Below are 21,200 nucleotides of genomic sequence, written 5' to 3' on the forward strand. Positions count from 1 at the left end.
AACGCATCCTGTTACGACGTTACTGCGTTTTTTCGCTTTGACAAGGAAGTATCGATAGAAGCGTGTTGATTGACGCACTTTTCTATGTATCGCTGCAAGTGAGGGTAGGGTGACAGGTATTGCGTCGGCGGAATAAATCTAAAAAAAGGCCTCAGCATATGCCGAGGCCTTTGAAGAATGCCGTTAAGCCTAGCGATTAGTGCTGGGGCTTGGTCGCAGGCGCATACGCTGATGCACGAGCGCAGGCACTACCTGCTGCTTTGGCGTCTGCGTTTGGCGCGTTAAACGCGGCGATAGCTACAGGACTGTGATCGACTGTCTCATTCGGTGCCGGCGCTTTCATCATCGGTGATGTTGCGCGGCGATATTGAATAGTGGCGGTCGGTGCATTGATTGCCACCTCGCGCTCAATCACTTTCTCGGTCACTAAATCGACGTTCGGATCATGCTCCGGTGTCGTGGCCGGTGTGGGTGAAACGGCTACTTGCGGTGTGGCTTCCACCTCAGGCGTCTGCACGGGCTGCACAGCAGGCTTCTGTTCAGCCGCGGGTGTGCCTACAGAAGATGCAGGGCGGGTTGAGACCGGGGCCGCGTCAGCCGGTTTGCTTTGCATGATAATGACTTTTCCCATCGCCATTTCAGGACGCGCCACACCACTTACAATACCACTCACACTCGGTTGATGGGTTTGGCGTTTATCTTGGCGACGGCGATCTTGCTTCACCTTGACCGGTTGCTCTGCTGACCACACTTTACCCATTGCCATTTCCGGTGAGGCCATGCCCGTGGTGAGCGGCATTGGGCTTTTCACTATTGGACGGCGACGACGACGCTGGCCACTGGCGCGAAGATGGCGAGGTGAGCGACGGTTACGACGCTTGTCCTGCTGGCCTTCTTTTTTGCCGTTTTCCGGTTGCTGTTTCGCTTGTTGGGCGACTTCGGCACCGACTTGATGCAAGTCTTTGCCTGGCTCGGCGGCAGTCTCGACCGGCGCGTGTGTCTCTGCGATGTCTTTATTAATCCGCACGCTACGGTTTAGCTTACGACGTTGACGGCGCTGTTTAACCTGTTCGGTTTTTTCCGCCTTCTGATCGTTTGGCTTCTGACCTTTATTATCCGCTTTTTCAGCTTGCGGTTTAGCCGCTTTACTGTCGTCTTGTGGTTCGACCGCTGGTGCTTGCTCTGCGGTTTTCTTCGCTTTATCGTTGCGAGGCTTCTTGCCTTTACGATTGGTGTCGCGACGTTCTTCTTGGGATTTATTCTGACGACGTTGCTTATTGTTACGACCGCGATCGTTACTGCTGTTATCGCTTTGCTCGTCTTGCGCGTCGGGCTTATGGTTGCTAGCCGATGGGTTGCTTCGCGATGAGTTGCCACGCGATTGACTACCACGAGACTGATTGCGACGATTTTGTTGGTCGCGTGATGATTTCTGACCTTGTTCCTGACTTGATGCTTCAGGCTTTTGTGTGGTTTGGCTCGTCGCCTCATCACTGGCAGGCGCGCTAAATAGCTTAGCAATGAACTGACCGACTTTTGCCAATAACCCCGGTGTTGTCGCTTTAACGGATGCCTCGGTCGACGCCGCTTGAGCTGGCGCACTTGGCGCTGGTGTCGCGGGTGCGGCAAAGCCTTGCAGAACAGGCTCTTCACGTTTTTTCGCTGGACGTGCTTGTTGTGGCTCTTCGCGTGCTTCTGCTTCTTTTAACGCGTCGATTTGACCGGGCAATTGATAAGACAGGTCAGCCATCTCTTCACCACCGCGGACACGAACCACATCAAAGTGCGGGGTCTGCATTTCGGCGTTTGGTACCACCACCACTTTGACATTGTGGTACTTCTCAATGTGCTGGACGGAGCGGCGTTTTTCGTTGAGCAGATAAGAGGCCACAGGGACAGGAACAATACCGAGTACTTGTGCGGTGTTTTCCTTCATTGCCTCTTCTTCCATCAAGCGAAGGATGGAAAGAGACAGTGACTCGTTATCACGAATGACGCCTGTGCCCTTACAGCGTGGGCAAATATGATGACTGGCTTCCGCCAATGAAGGGCTTAAGCGCTGACGCGACATTTCTAACAAGCCAAAGCGCGAGATGCGGCCGATTTGTACGCGAGCACGATCCATTCGTACCGAATCGCGGAGCATGTTTTCGACTTCGCGTTGATGACGTACTGGGGTCATGTCGATAAAGTCGATCACCACCAGGCCGCCCAAGTCACGCAAACGCAATTGGCGAGCAATTTCTTCTGCCGCTTCGACGTTGGTTTGGCGAGCTGTCTCTTCGATGTCGCTGCCTTTGGTGGCTCGGGCAGAGTTAATATCGATAGACGTCAGTGCCTCAGTCGGATCGATAACAATCGAGCCGCCGGATGGCAAGCGTACTTCGCGTTGGAAGGCCGATTCGATCTGGCTCTCGATTTGATAATGGCTAAAGAGTGGAACTTCGCCATCATAAAACTTAATGCGGCTGACAAAGTCAGGACGAACCAGCTTGATGTGTTCTTGCGCCCGTGTGAAGACTTTTTCGCTGTCGATCAAAATCTCGCCAATGTCGCGACGCAAGTAGTCACGGATAGCGCGCGCAATCACGTTACTTTCTTGATGGATAAGGAAAGGTGCAGGGTTTGCCGCTGCCGCTTCTTTCACCGCTTGCCAATGGTTAAGAAGCACTTTTAAATCCCACTCGAGCTCTTCGGCCGATTTGCCGACCCCAGCCGTGCGGACAATCAGCCCCATGCCTTGTGGCAGCTCGAGGCCGGACATGGCTTCTTTCAGCTGGCTGCGTTCTTCGCCTTCGATACGGCGAGAGATACCGCCTGCACGCGGGTTATTTGGCATCAGAACCAGATAACTACCGGCTAGAGAAACAAAGGTGGTCAGTGCCGCACCTTTATTACCGCGTTCCTCTTTGTCTACTTGGACAATAACTTCCTGGCCTTCTTTCACCACATTTTTGATGTTGGGACGGCCTTGATAACTGTAACCGGAAGGGAAGTATTCGCGAGCGATTTCTTTGAGCGGGAGGAAACCGTGTCTGTCTGCGCCGTAATCAACAAATGCCGCTTCCAAGCTGGGTTCAATACGGGTGATGCGTCCTTTGTAAATGTTAGCTTTTTTCGATTCATGGCCAGGGCTTTCGATATCGAGATCGTATAACCGTTGACCGTCAACCAATGCGACGCGCAACTCTTCTTTCTGAGTTGCGTTAATCAACATTCTTTTCATCTGATTTTTCTCATTTATTTATCGTTGTTATTAGCGGTTGATGACGAGAGCAGTCGCCAATGCTGCCTGACCCCAAGTCTGATATGATGCAGCCTCCCGGCTGGAGAAAATCAGGGGTGCGCTCGGGCAAGTTTTAATCGGCCAGCTGCAACGGTTTTTATGGCTCACCGGATTACACAGTTGGCGTCCGCCGTTTTTTACCGATGGCGGAGAGCTCTGACACTGACTCACTGCCTCGTGTCAACACACTAACGGGTGCTTTGGGTTTACGTCTTACGCCAATTGCCGCGTAACGCCTTAAAAGCATTCGGAATTATGGTGCTATTGCGGGATTAACCGCATGACGGTTACCGACTGCTCGATTCGCAACCGCACCACTCGCGTTTTTATACCCCGAGCGCCACGTGTTTGCCAAGCGCGATATCTCTATCGCAGGCGATAAACCGTGTGTCAGCTAAGCGTTTGCTTTTCTGACTAACGCCGCAACTATAGCAGGGAGACCAGAGTCCAGCAATCGGCTTTATTGGCTTATGTTGCCTTGATAGAAAAACCCAGTGAATATGGCGTTTTTTTGCACGATTGTCCGGCAGGAAGAGAGCGGAACTCAACGGATTTTGCCGCGATTTTGCGGCATAGCTATCACGTGCTTTAACGGCTTTAGCACGCTCAACAGGTGCATGTCAGCACACTTAGAGGTAGAATAATAAGTTATGACAGAACAAAAATCTCAAGTGCGATTTATCGACATCGATGATGATATCGCCGGCCAACGTATTGACAATTTTTTGCGAAATCAGCTGAAAAATGTCCCGAAAAGTATGATTTATCGCGTGCTTCGTAAAGGCGAAGTGCGAGTTAACAAAAAACGGATAAAACCGGAATATAAACTCCAACCGGGAGATGTGGTGCGCGTGCCACCTATTCGTCTTCCCGACAAAGATGAAAAAGCCGCACCCAGCACCAAGTTAGACAAAGTGGCGGCGCTTGAACATTGTATTTTGCATGAAGACGATCATCTGTTAGTGCTTAATAAGCCATCGGGGACCGCGGTACACGGAGGCAGTGGATTGCAATTCGGTGCTATTGAGGCCATGCGTGCATTGCGACCTAAGGCGCGTTTTTTAGAGCTGGTTCATCGGATTGACCGTGACACCTCAGGGATTTTATTGATTGCGAAAAAACGCTCGGCACTGCGACATTTACAGGCGCAGTTTCGAGAAAAGACGGTGCAAAAAGAGTATTACGCGTTAGTCATGGGCAAATGGCCAGCCAAACAGCGCAAAGTGACCGCACCGCTATTAAAAAATGAGGTGAATAGCATTGTGCGTGTTAACCCTAAGGGGAAACCGTCTGAAACGCGTTTTAAAGTGATTGAAAGCTTTGCTGAAGCCACTTTGGTGCAGGCTAGCCCTGTGACGGGACGAACGCATCAAATACGGGTACACGCGCAGTATGTCGGGCATCCTTTAGCATGGGATGATCGCTATGGTGATCCGCGCTTTGATGCATACACCCGGTCAGTCGGGCTGGATCGCTTGTTCCTTCATGCTGCCAATATCCGTTTTGTGCATCCGGGGAATGAAGACACCATGACGCTCAGCGCGCCGATGGAGCCCAAGCTTGAGCGTGCCCTTGAAGGGCTACGGGCGAAAAACGCATAATTTTTTCCGTATTTCCAGATCGTCAATACGCAGTATTTTGTCGCTGCGTCTTGCAACAGTAAGTGTTGAGAACACGAGGTAAAAATGCACATTAAACCACCGAGCACTGTTGATTGTGATGCGGCGTCGAATATGGCAATAAGAAAGCCGCATCCTGCCATTGCCTCTTATTCGTTACTGATTTTTGATTGGGACGGTACGGTGATGGATTCCATTGGGCGGATTGTGTCTAGCCTTGATAGGGCAGCACGTTTAACCGGTCAGTTGCCAGTGTTACCGCCTGAACGCTTGCAAGCCATGATCGGTTTAAGTCTGGAAAAGGGCTATCAATTACTCTATCCCGGCGCTGATCCGGCTTGGTATCCGAGATGGATTGCGCATTATCGTCAGCAATTTGTCTACGACAATCCGACACCGTGCCAGCTTTTTTCTGGCGTCAAAGACACATTAGTGGCATTAAAAGCACAAGGCTTTCAATTAGCGGTTGCGACCGGAAAATCACGAGCAGGCTTAGATCGGGCTATGGCAGAGACAGGCACGCAGGATTTATTTGTTGCGACGCGTTGCGCGGATGAAACGGCATCTAAACCTGACCCACAAATGCTAGACGAAGTGTTAGCGCAGACGGGCATCGCGCGCGAGAAAGCGATTATGATCGGTGATACGGGCCATGACATGCAGTTAGCCGTCAATGCGGATATGGCACGGTTGGCTGTTACCTGGGGCGTTGAAGATCACGCTAGCCTAACGACCTTTGGTCCCGTTGCTGTATTGGACAGCCTCACCGCATTGATAGATCACGCGCCGGTTAGATAACCCTGATCCCTTCTTTCTCTAACATCTCGCGTAGCCGAATCAGTGGCAGCCCCACTAATGTATTGGGATCGCGGCCATGCATGGCGTTAAAGAGGGCAATCCCTAAGCCTTCGCATTTAAAGCTCCCCGCGCAATCGAGCGGTTGCTCGATATCGATGTAGCGGACAATCTCCTGCTCGGTGAGCTCACGGAAATCGACATGAAAAGGTTCAACGTCCGATTGATGCTCACCGGTTTCACTATTAATCACCGCCAGCCCCGTGTAAAAGGTCACTTTCTTGCCGCTGGCGCGCTTTAACTGCTCAATGGCGACGTCTCGCTCATGCGGCTTGCCTAAGACTTCCTCGTCAATCACACACACTTGGTCAGAGCCTATAATGATGGCGTTATCGAACAGCGGCATCCCGGCCATCGCTTTTTCGAGTGCGAGCCGTTCCACTAAGTCAGTGGCGCGTTCGTTCTCGAGTCGACTTTCGTCAATGGCAGGTGAAAAAGTCGAAAAGGGGAGGGCGAACTTTTTTAAGAGGGCCTGGCGGTAGGGGGAGCTTGATGCCAGCACAATTTTTGGCGGTTGTGTGGTATGCATGACCGTTCCTTTTTTAAGCGCGCTAGTGTGTTTAAACGACTCGCGCGTGATCGATTTTTGTTAATTGTTCGCACTCATTCTAACCTGAAAAGATAACTTGCGCGATGTCGGCAAACCGGCCGAGTGGCTATCGAGCCTAAACAGCGACGCGTAGGTAACATTTTCTTTGACTCCAGCGCATTTGGAGGCTAATATTCGCGCCCTATGCAGAAGGTAAAGCTACCGCTGACGGTTGATCCGTTCCGTTGCGCCCAAAAGCAACTCGACTACGATGGTATTGTAGACAAGTCGCGATTGTTGCGCCTCGGTGAGGCAACCCAAAGCATCGATAGTGATGCAGAGGTCATGCTTTCATTCGACATTGATGCCCAAGGCTTGAAAATTGTAACGGGTCGAGCAGCCGTTTCAGTGAGTCTTGAGTGCCAACGTTGTTGGGGGCCGTTCTCGTATCGCTATGAAACTGAATTCGTTTATAGCCCGGTTTTCAATGAAGACCAGGTGGGCAATTTACCGGATGCTTATGAGCCGGCATTAGTCGACGAAAACGGTGAGATTGATCTGATTCAATTGGTCGAAGACGAGTTGATTGTGGCCTTGCCACAAGTCGCCATGCACGAAGATACAGACTGCAAAGTCAGTACGGACAACATGGTGTTCGGGGAAATCCCACTTGCTGATGAGCGTCCAAATCCGTTTGCCGCACTAAAAAACTTAAAGCAAAGTAACGAGGAGTAGGGTCAATGGCCGTACAAAAGAACCGTAAAACCCGTTCTAAGCGTGGTATGCGTCGTTCACACGATGCACTGGGTACTCAAGCTGTATCTGTAGACAAAACCAGCGGTGAAACTCACCTGCGTCACAATGTGACTGCAGACGGTTTCTACCGTGGCCGCAAGGTTATCAACAAGTAAGGTTGATCCTTGACTAGGCTAACCATTGCACTCGATGCGATGGGCGGGGATTTTGGTCCCCAAGTCACAGTGCCTGCCTCCGTGCAGGCATTGTCGCGTTTTGCGGACCTAAAAGTGATGCTAGTGGGCGATGAATCTCGCATCCAAGCGTCGCTTCGTCAACTTAATGCCCAGCATCATCCCCGACTATCGATCGTCCATGCCCCGGACGTAATCCCTAATGATATGCGCCCGTCTACCGCATTGCGACGTAGCGCCGAGACCTCCATGCGTGTCGCGCTTGAATGCGTCGCCAGTGGTGATGCGGATGCGTGTGTCAGTGCCGGCAATACCGGTGCTTTGATGGCGTTGTCCAAATACCTTCTGAAGTTATTACCCGGTATCGATCGGCCGGCGCTAGTCACTGCGCTGCCCGGAGCCAATCATCAACGTAAATGGTTGCTTGATTTAGGGGCGAATGTGGCCTGTGACGCGGATACGCTCTTCCAGTTTGCGGTGATGGGGGCGGTGTTAGCGGAAGCAGAGCTTGGCCGTACGCCAAGGGTTGGCTTATTAAATATCGGTGAAGAGGCGATCAAAGGGAATGACTGGGTGCGTCGTTGTGCTGACTTGCTTTTGCATAGCCCATCGGTGCATTACACGGGTTATGTCGAAGGCGACCAGATTTACACCGGTGAAACGGATGTGATTGTCTGTGATGGTTTTGTTGGCAATGTCGCATTAAAAACCAGCGAAGGCGTCGCCCGTTTGATCACTGATAAGGTGAAAGCGCACCTTAATCCTCATCCTATCAAGCGCTGGATCGCGAAATGGCTATTTTCTGAGCTTTTAAATCAACTCCAACAGCTGAAACCCGACCAGTACAACGGCGCAAGTTTGCTAGGATTGCGCAGCATCGTTGTAAAAAGCCACGGACGCGCAGATATCGCCGCTTACGAAAACGCTATTTTTGAAGCGGTGCACGAGGTCGAACGGCAAATCCCAACTAAGATAAGTGACCGTTTAGAGGCAGTTCTTCTCGAGAGGCATTAGTAGTCTTCATGTATAGTAAGATTTTGGGCACAGGCAGCTATTTGCCTGAACAGGTTCGCACCAATGCTGACCTTGAACAGATGGTAGACACCAGTGACGAGTGGATTGTGACCCGTACGGGGATCAAAGAACGTCGCATTGCTGCACCGACAGACACCGTTGCCTCAATGGCTTATCAAGCCGGCGTACAGGCGATTGAAATGGCCGCCATCGATAAACATGATATCGATCTCATTATTGTTGCTACGACCAGTGGTGAACGTGCGTTTCCAGCCGCTGCCTGTGATGTGCAAGCGATGTTGGGGATACAAGGTTGTCCCGCGTTTGATATTGCCGCTGCATGCTCTGGTTTTGTGTATGCGTTGAGTGTGGCCGATCAATACGTTAAAAATGGGTTGGCAAAACATGCCCTCGTGATTGGTGCCGATCGTCTCTCGCACACCTGCGATCCCGCGGATCGGTCTACCGTTATTTTGTTTGGCGATGGTGCGGGAGCCGTCGTGCTTTCGGCCGATGAGCAAGATGGTATTTTGTCCACCCATTTAAAAGCGGATGGAAAATTTGGTGAGCTTTTGAAACTGAAGTATCCCGATCGGGGCCAATCCCATGTATCGGATGAAGCCTGGCTCTATATGGCCGGCAATGAAGTGTTCAAAGTGGCGGTAACGCAGCTGGCGAATATTGTCACGGAAACCCTTCAGGCGAACCAAATCGAAAAATCAGACATTGATTGGTTAGTTCCTCATCAGGCGAACTACCGAATTATTAAAGCGACCGCGAAAAAACTCGCGATGTCGATGGATCAAGTGGTGTTGACCCTAGACCGTCATGGCAACACATCAGCGGCTTCTGTACCGACTGCGTTTGATGAAGCGGTGCGTGATGGACGCATTCAACGTGGTCAAACGGTATTGCTCGAAGCATTTGGTGGCGGTTTTGCATGGGGTTCTGCACTGGTCAGGTTCTAAACTAATAGGAAACGAATATGACTCAAACAGCGATCGTATTTCCGGGCCAAGGCTCGCAAGCCGTGGGTATGCTCGGTGAGTTAGCTGAACAATATGGTGTGGTTCAGCAGACGTTTGCAGAGGCCTCTGAGGTGCTTGGCTATGATCTGTGGGCGTTGGTTCAACAAGGTCCTGAGGCAGATTTGAATGAAACCCACCGCACTCAGCCTGCTTTGTTGGCGGCATCAGTGTCGATTTGGCGGGTCTGGCAATCGCAAGGTGGTGCAACGCCTTCGGTACTCGCGGGTCATAGCCTGGGTGAGTACTCAGCTTTGGTCTGTGCAGGGGTATTGGACTTTAAAGCAGCCATCAAGCTTGTCGAGTTACGTGGCCAATTGATGCAAGAAGCGGTCCCTGCAGGCGTCGGTGCGATGTCAGCGATTATTGGTCTCGACAATGACGCTATCGCAACGGCGTGCGAACAAGCTGCTCAAGATCAGGTTGTTTCGCCGGTTAACTTCAACTCGCCCGGTCAAGTCGTGATTGCTGGGAATAAAGACGCGGTTGAACGCGCCAATATACTGTGCAAAGAAGCGGGCGCTAAGCGGGCGCTACCATTGCCGGTATCCGTGCCGTCACACTGTACATTGATGAAACCTGCTGCTGAAAAGTTAGCGCAAGCACTTGAATCTGTCACGTTTAATGTGCCTGTCATTCCTGTGATCAATAATGCTGACGTGGTGACACCAACGGACCCAGCCGCTATTAAAGAAGCACTGGTGCGCCAGTTGCATAGTCCAGTGCGCTGGACGGAAACCGTTGAGCGTATGGCGACTGAAGACGTCGAGCAGCTGCTCGAGTTTGGGCCAGGTAAAGTCCTAACGGGATTGACCAAACGCATCAACAAATCATTGAGCAGTGCGGCTGTTAACGATAGCGCCAGCTTGGCGGCAGCAACAGCCTAAGTGTGACTGTGCGGTCATAGTATTCTGTGACTGCCGGCCGATGTCGGCAGAATCAATTAAAAGGGTAACCGAATGAAACTAGATGGAAAAGTAGCACTGGTGACAGGTGCGAGCCGAGGTATTGGCCGAGCAACGGCAGAGCTTTTGGCTGAGCGCGGTGCAACAGTGATCGGGACGGCAACCAGTGAAAACGGTGCCGCAGCGATCAGCGACTACCTCGGTGAAAACGGTAAAGGGTTGGCCCTGAATGTCACATCATCGGATTCAGTGGCGGACGTTTTAGCCACGATCAAAAAAGAATTTGGTGATGTTGATATTCTGGTTAACAACGCGGGTATCACTCGTGATAACCTATTGATGCGTATGAAAGACGACGAGTGGCAAGATATCATCGATACCAACTTGACGTCGATTTTCCGTTTATCAAAGGCAGTCTTGCGTGCGATGATGAAAAAACGCTGCGGCCGAATCATCAATATCGGCTCTGTCGTCGGTGTGATGGGGAATGCGGGACAAGCCAACTATGCTGCGGCAAAAGCAGGTGTCATTGGTTTTACCAAATCCATGGCACGTGAAGTGGCTGCGCGTGGCATTACCGTTAACACCGTTGCGCCTGGGTTTATCGAAACCGATATGACGAAGGCCCTCAGTGACGATCAGCGTGCAGCAACCTTGGCACAAGTGCCCGCGGGACGTTTAGGCGATCCTAAAGAGATTGCTGCGACGGTCGCTTTTTTAGCATCAGACGATGCCGCATACATGACAGGCGAAACCTTGCACGTTAACGGCGGCATGTACATGATTTGATCGAGACCGTTGCAATCTGGAATGACACACGTCAAACTCCGATTGATTTGTCCCCAAATCGTGGTTTGACCAGCCGTGGAGGTCTTGCAACTTCCACATTAATGAATAAACTACAGCACATATCGCATCTGCGAATCTTGTAAGGACTAGTATTAATATGAGCAACATCGAAGAACGCGTAAAGAAAATCATCATTGAGCAACTAGGTGTCGACGAAGCAGAAGTGAAAAACGAAGCTTCATTTGTAGACGACTTGGGCGCGGACTCTCTGGATACCGTTGAGCTGGTAATGGCTCTTGAAGAGGAATTCGATACAGAGATTCCAGATGAAGAAGCAGAAAAGATCACGACTGTACAGGCCGCTATCGACTACGTAGTCGGCGCTTCAGCGTAATCTCAGAATCCTACCAGGCGGTCTCCTTGACCGCCTGTGTTTTTTTTTACTCTACTCTACAATCCAAATTAATATTCTCCGGAGAATATCATCGTGTCTAAGCGTCGTGTTGTTGTGACTGGCATGGGTATGTTATCACCCGTCGGTAACTCAGTTGAGTCCTCATGGAAAGCTCTGCTAGCCGGGCAAAGCGGTATCTCCGCCATTGAGCATTTTGATGCCAGCGCCTTTGCTACTCAATTTGCCGGCATGGTTAAAGACTTCAACTGTGAAGACTACATGTCGAAAAAAGATGCACGAAAAATGGACTTGTTCATTCAATACGGCATCGCGGCCAGTGTTCAAGCCATTCAAGACTCCGGACTGCAAGTTGACGACCACAATGCGCACCGTATTGGTGTTGCGATCGGCTCGGGCATTGGTGGCCTTGGTTTAATTGAACAGAACCACCGTGCATTTGTGGAGAAGGGTCCACGTAAAATTAGCCCTTTCTTTGTGCCATCAACCATCGTTAATATGATTGCCGGTCACGTGTCGATTAACTATGGCATGCGCGGTCCAAATATCTCGATTTCAACCGCGTGTACCACCGGCCTACATAATATTGGCCATGCGGCGCGTATGATTGCGTTTGGTGATGCCGATGCCATGGTGGCAGGCGGCGCCGAAAAAGCCTCGACAGAGCTGGGTATCGGTGGTTTTGCTGCAGCGAAAGCACTGTCGACCCGCAACGATGATCCTCAAGCGGCCTCGCGTCCTTGGGATAAAGATCGTGATGGTTTTGTCCTCGGCGACGGTGCCGGTGTGATGGTGCTTGAAGAATATGAACACGCTAAAGCTCGCGGGGCGACGATTTATTGTGAGCTCGTCGGCTTTGGTATGAGTGGTGATGCGTATCATATGACATCACCCAGTGAAGACGGCTCTGGTGCTGCACTTGCGATGGAAGCTGCCATTCGTGATGCAGGCATCACGCCTGAGCAAATTGGTTACATCAATGCCCATGGCACCTCAACCCCGGCGGGTGATGTGGCCGAGAGTAAGGCCGTGCGCCGTGCGATGGGGGCAGCCGCGGATAGCGTTTTGGTGTCTTCGACCAAATCAATGACAGGACACCTTCTTGGCGCGGCAGGCTCGGTGGAGTCGATCATTACCGCGATGTCATTGATTGACCAAATTGTACCGCCGACGATTAACCTTGATAATGCTGATGAAGGGTGCGATCTCGATTATGTGCCACATCATGCGCGTGATGTAAAAATGGATTATGCGCTGTGTAACTCATTCGGCTTTGGTGGCACCAACGGCTCTTTGATCTTCAAAAAAATCTAATGACACGCGCAGTGAGCGCTGCGTGATGAGAGATTTTGATTGAGAGATTTTGATATAATAACGGTCCGATTTGTCGGGCCGTTTTTATTGGTGAGGTGGCAAGGAATCATGCATTGGGTTAATGGACAGCTTAGCACCGAGATAGCGGTGTCCGATCGGGGCTTACAATTTGGTGATGGTTGTTTTACCACAGGTCATGTGTATTCCAAGGTGTTGCTCGATCGCGATGCACATATTCTTCGTCTCCAGGATACCTGTCAGCGTTTAGCCATTGCAGACGTTGATTGGGTCCTATTAGCGCACACCCTTGATTTGGCCTGTCAACAGGCTCAAGGTGAGCAGGTTCTGAAAGTGATCATCACTCGTGGTCAAGGTGGGCGTGGCTATAGCCCCCAAGGGTGCACGGCACCGACGGTTATCGTGAGTCTGCATCCTTTTCCCTCCCATTACTACCAGTGGCAGCAACAGGGGATCTCGCTGGCAACCACGTCCATTCAATTGGGCGCCTCACCGTTGGCGGGGCTAAAGCACTTAAATCGGCTCGAGCAAGTGTTACTCAAACAGGCACTCGCCGACACCACAGCCGATGACCTGGTGGTAAGCGATATGTTTGGCCATGTAGTGGAAACCTCAGCTGCCAATATTTTTTGGCGTAGTGGCCCAGTGGTTTATACGCCGGCGTTACAGTATGCCGGTGTGGCTGGATTGATGCGCGATAAAGTGATGGCTGTGCTAGAGGGCGTCGGGGATGTTCAATGCCATAAGGTGAGCACCGATGAGACGGCGCTTTATCAGGCCGATGAAATCTTTATTTGCAACACCTTAATGAAAGTGGTGCCGGTCACGGCAATCAACAACACACCATTTAACACACATACCCTGACTCGGGTGTTACAACAGAGGTTAAACGCGTGCTAAAAAAGCGACTTTTAGGGGGGATCAGCGTGATAATGGCGTTGGTTGTGCTGGCCGCCGCAGTGGTAATATGGCAGACGAAAGCATTCGTTGCGACGCCCTTATCGATTCAATCTCCTCAATTATTCACTGTGCCGGCTGGTGCGCACTACCAACGCGTTATAAGGCAATTTGAAGCCAAAGGTTGGGTGGCATCAAGTCTCTGGGCCAAGTTTGCCCCTCATCTGTATCCTGAGTTAACCCGCGTTCAAGCGGGGACATTTCAGCTTCAACCTGGGCAAACGCTCGCGCAAGTGTTCACCACCCTCCGATCGGGACAGCAGTATCAGGCATCAATCACTTTTGTCGAAGGGAGCACGTTCGCACAGTGGCGTGCGCAGCTGCAATCAGCACCGCACTTAGATCATACACTAGAGGGTGTCAGTGAAGCGGTCATTGCCGATAAGCTCGGGGTATCACGTGATCAGTTAGAAGGACTGTTACTGCCTGAAACCTATGCGCACGACGTGAATGATACGGATATTGACCTGTTACAGCGTGCCGTGCGCGCCATGGAGGCCACACTCGAGAAAGCATGGCAACACCGTGCCGACGACTTGCCCATTAAAACGCCCTATGAGTTATTGATCTTAGCCTCTATCATCGAAAAAGAGACAGCCGTTGCCAGTGAGCGTGAAAACGTGGCCTCTGTATTTGTTAACCGGTTGCGCAAAGGCATGCGCTTGCAAACGGACCCCACGGTCATTTATGGCATGGGAGAGCAATATGATGGCAATATCCGTAAGCGCGATTTGCGTACGCCGACACCCTATAATACCTATGTGATTAATGGGTTGCCGCCTACGCCCATTGCGATGCCAGGTAAAGCGTCGATCATGGCTGCCGCGCAACCGGCACATACTGATTATTACTACTTTGTCGCGACAGGCAAAGGGGGCCATCAATTTTCCACGACATTGGCCGAACACAATCGAGCTGTGCGTGATTACCTAAAAGTGTTGAGAAATCAATGAACAATCATTTTATCGTCGTAGAAGGCCTTGAAGGGGCGGGTAAGAGTACCGCCATTAGTCAAGTGAAGCAGGTACTCCACGATGCCGGCATTCATGATGTGATCACTACGCGTGAGCCAGGTGGGACGCCACTTGCGGAGCAGTTACGAACCTTGGTAAAACAAGGCCATCCTGAGGAGCCTTTAACAGATAAAGCCGAGTTATTAATGCTATACGCGGCTCGTGTTCAACTGGTTGAAAACGTGATCAAACCAGCGTTGGCAAAAGGGCAGTGGGTGATTGGCGATCGTCATGATATGTCTTCTCAAGCGTATCAAGGCGGTGGACGCGGGATGGATACTGCACTAATGGAAAGCTTAAAAGCGACTGTCCTCGGTGACTTTGCTCCCGCCTTGACGCTATATATGGATATTGATCCTGAAATGGGGTTGGCGCGTGCCCGTGGACGCGGTGAGCTCGATCGGATTGAGCAAATGCAGATCGACTTTTTTGAGCGCACTCGCGCGCGTTATTTGGCGTTAGCGCACCAGGATCCGAGTGTGGTGATTATCGATGCCAGTCAACCACTCGAAGTGGTGACCGCCAGCATTAAAACGGCGTTATCGACGTGGCTTAAGCAACTTAAAACGTTATGAGTGAGTCAGTCGTCGCGCACCATCCCGCCCCGCACGTGTTTCCTTGGTTTAATACGGTATGGACGCACTGGCAGCAACTGTTAGTGACCGCACGCTTTCCGCATGCCGTATTACTGGCTGCCCCTCCGGGAAGCGGTCGGCGCGCAATGGCCAGTCATTTGGCCAAGGTGCGTTTGTGCAAGCAGCAGGCCGACCAAGCATGTGGGTGTTGTCATAGTTGCCAGTTATTTGATGCCGGTAATCACCCTGATATGCACTGGTTGATGCCTGAAAAACCTGGTAAGCAGATAGGTATTGATGCGGTGCGTAAGGTGCAACGTCAAGCGATGGAAACGTCACAGCTAGGCGGTGCCCGTTTTATCGTGATTGAGCGCGTTGAAAACCTCGGTGAGGCCGCGGCTAACGCACTATTAAAATCATTAGAGGAGCCGCCAGAAGGATGTTACTTCGTGTTGCTAACCGCGTCACTTGATAGCTTGTTAGCGACGATTATCAGTCGGTGCAGCGTCTGGAAAGCGCCACAGCCGGATAACGAAACCGCGAAGCATTGGATTGAGCAAGCGTTGAAGCGCACGGTTCCTGATCATGCGGTCACGCTTTACCGCGGTGCGCCATTGGCAGCACGTGATTTTGTTGAATCTGGAGGACTCGATCATCATCATGCGGTGATCAATGGCTTTGCGACCTACGTAAAAAGCCGTACTGGCTTATTTGACACGTCAGAGGTGTTGGTCGCACACTATCCCGCCTCACTGGACTGGCTGAGCCACTTTCTACTTGATGTGCTCAAATGGCGACAAGGCGCAAAACACGCTATTTTGCATCGCCATCATCACGCCTTGGTGGCTGAGGTGGCGAATGTGATGGAGACTCAGCACGTCCATACGCAATTGCGACAATTACATCAACTGCAGCGTCAGCTGCAAACGCATACTGGGCTAAATACCGAATTGGTACTTAGCCAATGGCTATTATCGATTGGAGAATAACGTGTTAATAGACTCTCACTGCCATCTCGACAAACTGGACTATGATTCGCTGCACCAGAATGTGGAAGATGTTCTGGATAAAGCACAGGCAAGGGGTGTCGATTATTTTCTCTCTGTTGGCGTTACATTGGATAGTTTCCCGGCGATGCTAGACATGATCCGCCCTTATCCTCATGTTTTTGCCTCGTGTGGTGTTCACCCCTTAGATATAGAAAATGGGTTTGACTATCAGCAACTGAAAGCCCTGGCCGCGGATGAGCGCGTGGTCGCGATCGGGGAAACTGGGTTGGATTATCACTACCAACCGGAACTAGCCGAGCAGCAACAAGCGATTTTCCGTCAGCATGTCCGTCTCGCCGTCGAGCTAAATAAGCCCCTGATTATTCATACCCGTGCCGCGCGAGAGGATACCTTGACGATTTTGCGCGAGGAAGGCGCTGAGCGTGTAGGCGGTGTGCTACACTGCTTTACAGAGAGCTATGAAATGGCAGAAGCGGCGATTGAGCTAGGCTTCTACATTTCGATTTCTGGCATCGTTACTTTTAATAAAGCGACGGAGCTAAAGGATGTGGTGCGGCGTTTGCCGCTTGAACGATTGCTGGTCGAAACGGATTCGCCTTATTTGGCTCCGGTGCCGCATCGTGGCAAGCAAAACCAACCGGCTTACGTGAAAGAGGTCGCCGAATACGTGGCGATGTTAAAAGGTGAGTCTGTTGAAACGGTGTGTGATATCACTAGCCGGAACTTTTTTGCGCTTTTTTCGAGTGCGAATCCGCAATAATCCACGTCGCCCGATTGTTCAATCGGGCTTTTTTCCTACCTGAATGTACCCATGAATGATAACGACAAAAAGCGCGGCTTTTTATCGCTATAAAGCGCGTCGTTTTGATGATGATCTGGCTATACTGTCGTCAATAATCGGTTGTTTTTTCCTCAGGTTGTTGCTTTACACTGAATGCAGCTCGAAATTTGATCTGGCGCAATTTAATCATAACTACATGGAAAATAGAGAAAAAATGGCCATTGTAACGTTTATCGTGTGCATGAGATTTTTCGTTACATGAAATAACTTTTGAGGTTTTTAAGTCGCTGTTTTTTTATGCGGTCTTTTTATCCGTCGTCAGTGTAAAAAGTTATTTTTAATCATTATCTTACGTTTATTTTTGTTGTTTTTGTCACCCGTTCGGTTTGTGATCTATATTTACTTTTTAATCAGTAAAGTCGTTACGGATAGGCAAGGTACTGATTCCCCCCTTATAGTTTGGGTGAGTTCAATAATCACAAATCGTTTGTTCTCTGGGCACCTGTTGTATCGTGTGACCTCTTGCGGGGGGAATCGAAAGGTCTGTCTTTAGAGACACAATTGTTAAACGTCCTTGTTAGGAGCAAGAACTATGTCAAAAAACCTCTTTGCTAATCTGCAAAAAGTCGGTAAGGCGCTGATGCTTCCAGTATCTGTGCTACCGGTTGCAGGTATACTATTAGGTGTTGGTGCGGCCAACTTTAGCTGGATGCCAGACATCATTTCTCACATGATGGAACAAGCGGGTGGCTCGGTGTTTGGTCAAATGGCCTTGCTGTTCGCGGTAGGTGTGGCACTTGGCTTCACCAATAACGACGGTGTATCGGGCCTATCTGCGATTGTCGGTTACGGCATTATGGTGGCTACGCTAGATGTGATGGCACCCGTTATGGGTGTAGATACGATCAAGACAGGTGTGCTTGGTGGTATTCTCGCGGGTGGTGTTGCAGCGTGGACGTTTAATCGCTTCTACACGATTCAGCTGCCAGACTATCTCGGCTTCTTTGCCGGCAAACGCTCTGTGCCTATTATCACCGGCTTTATTTCGATTGCTCTGGGTGTGATCCTGTCTGTGATCTGGCCGCCAATCGGTGGTGCGATCGCTACCTTCTCTCACTGGGCCGCAGAGCAAAACCCTGTTACCGCCTTTGGTATCTACGGTGTGGTAGAGCGTGCATTGATCCCATTTGGTCTGCACCACATCTGGAACGTGCCTTTCTTCTATGAAGCAGGTAGCTGTGTTAACAACGCCGGTGAGCAAGTCAACGGTATCATGACGTGTTTCTTGACCGCTAACGACGTAACGCGTGAAGCAGGTAACGGCTTTGGTCAGTTAGCCGGTGGTTACTTGTTCAAAATGTTCGGTCTACCCGCCGCTGCGTTTGCTATCGCTCACTCAGCGAAGCCAGAGAACCGTGCCAAAATCATGGGTATCATGGCATCGGCCGCTCTGACGTCGTTCCTGACCGGTATCACTGAACCCATTGAGTTCTCGTTCCTGTTCATCGCACCGGTACTTTACGGTATTCACGCCATCATGGCGGGTGCTGCTTATGTGCTGACGAACGCACTGGGTGTGGTTCACGGTCATACCTTCTCGAACGGTTTCATTGACTTTATCGTACAGATGCCACGTGCTGAAAACGTGACTACTCTGGTACTACTTGGTCTTGGTTATGGTGTGCTGTATTACATTGTCTTCCGCGTGGTGATTCGCGCCCTTGACCTGAAAACCCCAGGTCGTGAAGACGAAGCCGTGGCGGATGTATCGACAGCGACAGGCTCTGAACTAGCGGGTGACTTGGTCGCAGCTTTCGGTGGTAAAGACAACATTACTGCTTTAGACGCATGTATCACACGTCTGCGCGTCTCTGTGGCGGATACTGACATTGTTGACGAAGCGAAGTTGAAGCAGCTTGGCGCAGCGGGTGTTGTAAAAGTATCAGGTGGTGTACAAGCTATCTTTGGTACTAAGTCAGACAACCTACGAACTGAAATGGACAACTGGATGCGCGCGCAATAAGCGCTACCATTATCCATTTTGCAAAAGGGGTAGCCGGGTGCTACCCCTTTTTTGATCCAACTGGCTGGGTGATTAACCGCCTAAAGAAAGAAAAAAGAGCATAAGGACGGGAACCAGGAGGCTGAGAATAAACCCGCTGACAATGGCAATCGGCACACAGCGGATACCCCCGGTGCTTTGAATGATTGGCAGAGTAAAGTCCATCGCGGTTGCGCCGCCGTAGCCAATGGCGGTAAGTGGATAGCGACGAATCAATATTGGAATCATCATAATCGCTACAAGCTCGCGTCCCAACTCGAGAATAAACGAGGCGCCACCATAGACAGGGCCTAAGCCATCGCCCATTAAAATGCCGGCTAAAGAATACCAGCCAAACCCAGAGGCCATCGCTAAACCATGGTGATAAGGAATACCCAACCACCAAGCTGCCAGTAACCCCCCAGGTAAAGACGTTGCCACCACTAGTGCGGCAATCATCAAACCACGCTTATTGAGGATGATTTGTTTTAGCGTCATGCCGCTATTGCGTAGCTGGATGCCAATCAGTAATAGCAACAATAACAAAATACCTTCACTGGCGGCGTCGACCCAAGAGAGATCTTGTTGCCACAGTAGACCAACGATTAAACCTGTGGCGACCGCGCCGATCAGTTTTCCAGATTCAGACATCATGCCACGTAACGTCAGCTTATATTGGTGGCCTTGCGTTTGTGTCGGCATCCATTTATCGAGAATCGGCAGCGCTAAAAGGTTAGCGGCGCCAATACAAATGAAGAAAGTGGCGGCAAAATGCAAAATGGTGGAGATATGTTGGCCGAGGTTGTCTAAGCCCGCGAGGCTAAGCCCCATTAACACCAGGATAACCATGACCAATCGCATCGTCAGCGTATTCACGGTATGAACATGGCGGGGCTGCTTGAGTGGGATCAAGTAGCCAACGATAAGTGGCGCGAAGATAAATAACATCCCTGAAAACATTAGATGATGCTCGGTGTTAAGAAAGGGACTTCGAGGTTATCAATCAGTTAATAGGCAGGTCAATAAAATCAGACCAGAGTGACTTGCGCCTTCAACATCAGAGCCACTCTAGTTACTTGCTAGCGGAGGGAGTATGCAGCGGGTTTAGTATGAGACGTTTGCATCAAACGTTTGCATCCTACTAGATGCTCGTGGCGTCGATAACACGGTTGAGTTGACGTGAAAACTCGCGATCATCCAGATTGGAGAGTTCGTATAACGCCTCGGCGCCTGGCGCAGTCATTTCTACTTCATGCTCTTCAATCGCGTCATCGTGGTTGCGAAACATCAATAAGTGGTTCGCCATTCTTGCCACATCAAGATAGGTGATATCAGGACGCGGTTTGGTGTAAAGCTTGTTATTGATAGCCACTTCAATAAAATCGCGATCGAATGCCCATTGCTTCAGGACTAACCGGCTACAATCGCCGGCGAGCGCAAAAAAGACTTGCTCGGCAATATCAAATTGAAGGTAGTGACCTTCATGAATAAAGCGCTGGAATTCACCAATCACACTGTATAAACCGATGTCGGCCAGTAAACCGACAATCAGTGCTTTTTCTGGTTCGACCGATAGCGGCTCATCACAATAATGTCTGATAGTTTGGGTCACTAACGCCATTGCCGCGGCAAATTCACGCGACTTCTGTGCACTTTGCTTCAAAAGCGCGTTGCAGTCGCGAGAAAACGTCGCATCGCTTTTCAATTGGTGAATGGCCGCTGCGGTAATAATACCTAAAACACGGTCGACCCCTAGACGTGAAACGGCGGTTTGAACATCTTTGCATTGTCCAGTTGCCCTAGGCGCAAAAAGGGCGGAATTTGCCGCTTTGAGTACCGCGCCGCACAAGCTAGGATCTTCCATCAACAAGTTAGCAATATCTCGCATCGTGGTTTCAGGCTGCTTGCTGGCGTGCTGTATGGACAGAATGGCGTCCGGTAAAGGGGGAAGAGAGAGGCGGTTAACGCGAACGGTTTCGACAGCGCGTTTATAAAATTCGGTCTCGAGGGAGCGCAAATATTTATCGCGATCCGGTGAGACCCAGAAAAATGACAGATGATCCATAAGTCCCGATAGTGTTTGTCACCAGACGGCATGGTAATGCGGCCAAAAGCAAAATAGAACCGC

20 protein-coding genes are annotated in these 21,200 nt (G+C 50.7%); 16 read left to right on the forward strand and 4 right to left on the reverse strand.

Annotation, left to right across the window (positions count from 1 at the left end):
• Window positions 1-196: 196 nt before the first annotated feature.
• On the reverse strand, window positions 197-3,217 hold the full coding sequence (gene rne, locus BZG81_RS06760; protein ID WP_077677045.1) for a ribonuclease E: 3,021 nt from the start codon (window positions 3,215-3,217) through the stop codon (window positions 197-199).
• A gap of 719 nt (window positions 3,218-3,936) precedes the next feature.
• Here rne and rluC point away from each other — a divergent pair.
• Entirely contained in the window at window positions 3,937-4,887 is a 951-nt protein-coding gene (gene rluC, locus BZG81_RS06765) for a 23S rRNA pseudouridine(955/2504/2580) synthase RluC (protein ID WP_021023160.1), read from the forward strand.
• 84 nt (window positions 4,888-4,971) lie between these two features.
• Complete coding sequence (locus BZG81_RS06770) at window positions 4,972-5,703, forward strand: HAD-IA family hydrolase (protein ID WP_241827367.1); 732 nt, start codon at window positions 4,972-4,974, stop codon at window positions 5,701-5,703.
• Here BZG81_RS06770 and BZG81_RS06775 read toward each other — a convergent pair.
• Window positions 5,696-6,289, reverse strand: a complete 594-nt coding sequence (locus BZG81_RS06775) for a Maf family protein (RefSeq protein ID WP_077677032.1) — start codon at window positions 6,287-6,289, stop codon at window positions 5,696-5,698. The genes BZG81_RS06770 and BZG81_RS06775 overlap by 8 nt on opposite strands.
• A 204-nt stretch (window positions 6,290-6,493) precedes the next feature.
• On the opposite strand from BZG81_RS06775, the gene yceD reads away from it, so the two are divergent.
• The 14 genes from yceD (at window position 6,494) to ptsG (ending at window position 19,054) form a co-directional block, all read left to right on the forward strand.
• Window positions 6,494-7,024, forward strand: a complete 531-nt coding sequence (gene yceD / locus BZG81_RS06780; protein WP_021023156.1) for a 23S rRNA accumulation protein YceD — start codon at window positions 6,494-6,496, stop codon at window positions 7,022-7,024.
• A gap of 5 nt (window positions 7,025-7,029) precedes the next feature.
• A complete protein-coding gene (rpmF, locus tag BZG81_RS06785) occupies window positions 7,030-7,200 on the forward strand; it encodes a 50S ribosomal protein L32 (RefSeq protein ID WP_021023155.1) in 171 nt (56 codons plus the stop codon).
• Window positions 7,201-7,209: 9 nt separating this feature from the next.
• Window positions 7,210-8,232 (forward strand): phosphate acyltransferase PlsX, encoded by a 1,023-nt coding sequence (plsX, locus tag BZG81_RS06790; protein ID WP_077677033.1) that lies wholly within the window; start codon window positions 7,210-7,212, stop codon window positions 8,230-8,232.
• 8 nt (window positions 8,233-8,240) lie between these two features.
• On the forward strand, window positions 8,241-9,200 hold the full coding sequence (locus BZG81_RS06795; protein WP_021023153.1) for a beta-ketoacyl-ACP synthase III: 960 nt from the start codon (window positions 8,241-8,243) through the stop codon (window positions 9,198-9,200).
• A 17-nt stretch (window positions 9,201-9,217) separates the two neighbouring features.
• Window positions 9,218-10,144 (forward strand): ACP S-malonyltransferase, encoded by a 927-nt coding sequence (gene fabD, locus BZG81_RS06800; RefSeq protein WP_077677034.1) that lies wholly within the window; start codon window positions 9,218-9,220, stop codon window positions 10,142-10,144.
• Window positions 10,145-10,216: 72 nt separating this feature from the next.
• Window positions 10,217-10,951 (forward strand): 3-oxoacyl-ACP reductase FabG, encoded by a 735-nt coding sequence (gene fabG, locus BZG81_RS06805; protein ID WP_021023151.1) that lies wholly within the window; start codon window positions 10,217-10,219, stop codon window positions 10,949-10,951.
• A 157-nt stretch (window positions 10,952-11,108) separates the two neighbouring features.
• Window positions 11,109-11,345, forward strand: coding sequence for an acyl carrier protein (acpP, locus tag BZG81_RS06810; RefSeq protein ID WP_025673161.1), 237 nt, complete (start codon window positions 11,109-11,111; stop codon window positions 11,343-11,345).
• Window positions 11,346-11,438: 93 nt separating this feature from the next.
• Window positions 11,439-12,677 carry a beta-ketoacyl-ACP synthase II gene (fabF, locus tag BZG81_RS06815; RefSeq protein WP_077461217.1) on the forward strand — a complete coding sequence of 413 codons (1,239 nt, stop codon included), beginning with the start codon at window positions 11,439-11,441 and terminating at the stop codon, window positions 12,675-12,677.
• A 108-nt stretch (window positions 12,678-12,785) separates the two neighbouring features.
• On the forward strand, window positions 12,786-13,595 hold the full coding sequence (gene pabC / locus BZG81_RS06820; RefSeq protein ID WP_077677035.1) for an aminodeoxychorismate lyase: 810 nt from the start codon (window positions 12,786-12,788) through the stop codon (window positions 13,593-13,595).
• On the forward strand, window positions 13,589-14,605 hold the full coding sequence (mltG, locus tag BZG81_RS06825) for an endolytic transglycosylase MltG (protein ID WP_077677036.1): 1,017 nt from the start codon (window positions 13,589-13,591) through the stop codon (window positions 14,603-14,605). Before pabC ends, mltG begins: the two co-directional genes overlap by 7 nt.
• Complete coding sequence (tmk, locus tag BZG81_RS06830; RefSeq protein ID WP_021023147.1) at window positions 14,602-15,240, forward strand: dTMP kinase; 639 nt, start codon at window positions 14,602-14,604, stop codon at window positions 15,238-15,240. The genes mltG and tmk overlap by 4 nt, the downstream gene beginning before the upstream one ends.
• Entirely contained in the window at window positions 15,237-16,229 is a 993-nt protein-coding gene (holB, locus tag BZG81_RS06835; RefSeq protein ID WP_077677037.1) for a DNA polymerase III subunit delta', read from the forward strand. The genes tmk and holB overlap by 4 nt, the downstream gene beginning before the upstream one ends.
• Before the next feature lies 1 nt (window position 16,230).
• Window positions 16,231-17,010: a TatD family hydrolase gene (locus tag BZG81_RS06840; RefSeq protein ID WP_021023145.1), complete on the forward strand. Its 780-nt coding sequence runs from the start codon at window positions 16,231-16,233 to the stop codon at window positions 17,008-17,010.
• Window positions 17,011-17,623: 613 nt separating this feature from the next.
• Window positions 17,624-19,054, forward strand: a complete 1,431-nt coding sequence (ptsG, locus tag BZG81_RS06850) for a PTS glucose transporter subunit IIBC (RefSeq protein WP_077461222.1) — start codon at window positions 17,624-17,626, stop codon at window positions 19,052-19,054.
• 72 nt (window positions 19,055-19,126) lie between these two features.
• Here the strand turns inward: ptsG and BZG81_RS06855 are convergent, their stop codons facing one another.
• The gene (locus BZG81_RS06855; RefSeq protein ID WP_021023143.1) at window positions 19,127-20,032 is read right to left on the reverse strand and encodes a lysine exporter LysO family protein; all 906 of its coding nucleotides are present in this window, start codon (window positions 20,030-20,032) and stop codon (window positions 19,127-19,129) included.
• 181 nt (window positions 20,033-20,213) lie between these two features.
• Entirely contained in the window at window positions 20,214-21,137 is a 924-nt protein-coding gene (locus BZG81_RS06860) for an HDOD domain-containing protein (RefSeq protein WP_077461223.1), read from the reverse strand.
• Window positions 21,138-21,200: the final 63 nt, after the last annotated feature.

It is taken from the genome of Salinivibrio sp. MA607 (genome assembly GCF_001996245.1).
Lineage (GTDB): Bacteria > Pseudomonadota > Gammaproteobacteria > Enterobacterales > Vibrionaceae > Salinivibrio > Salinivibrio costicola.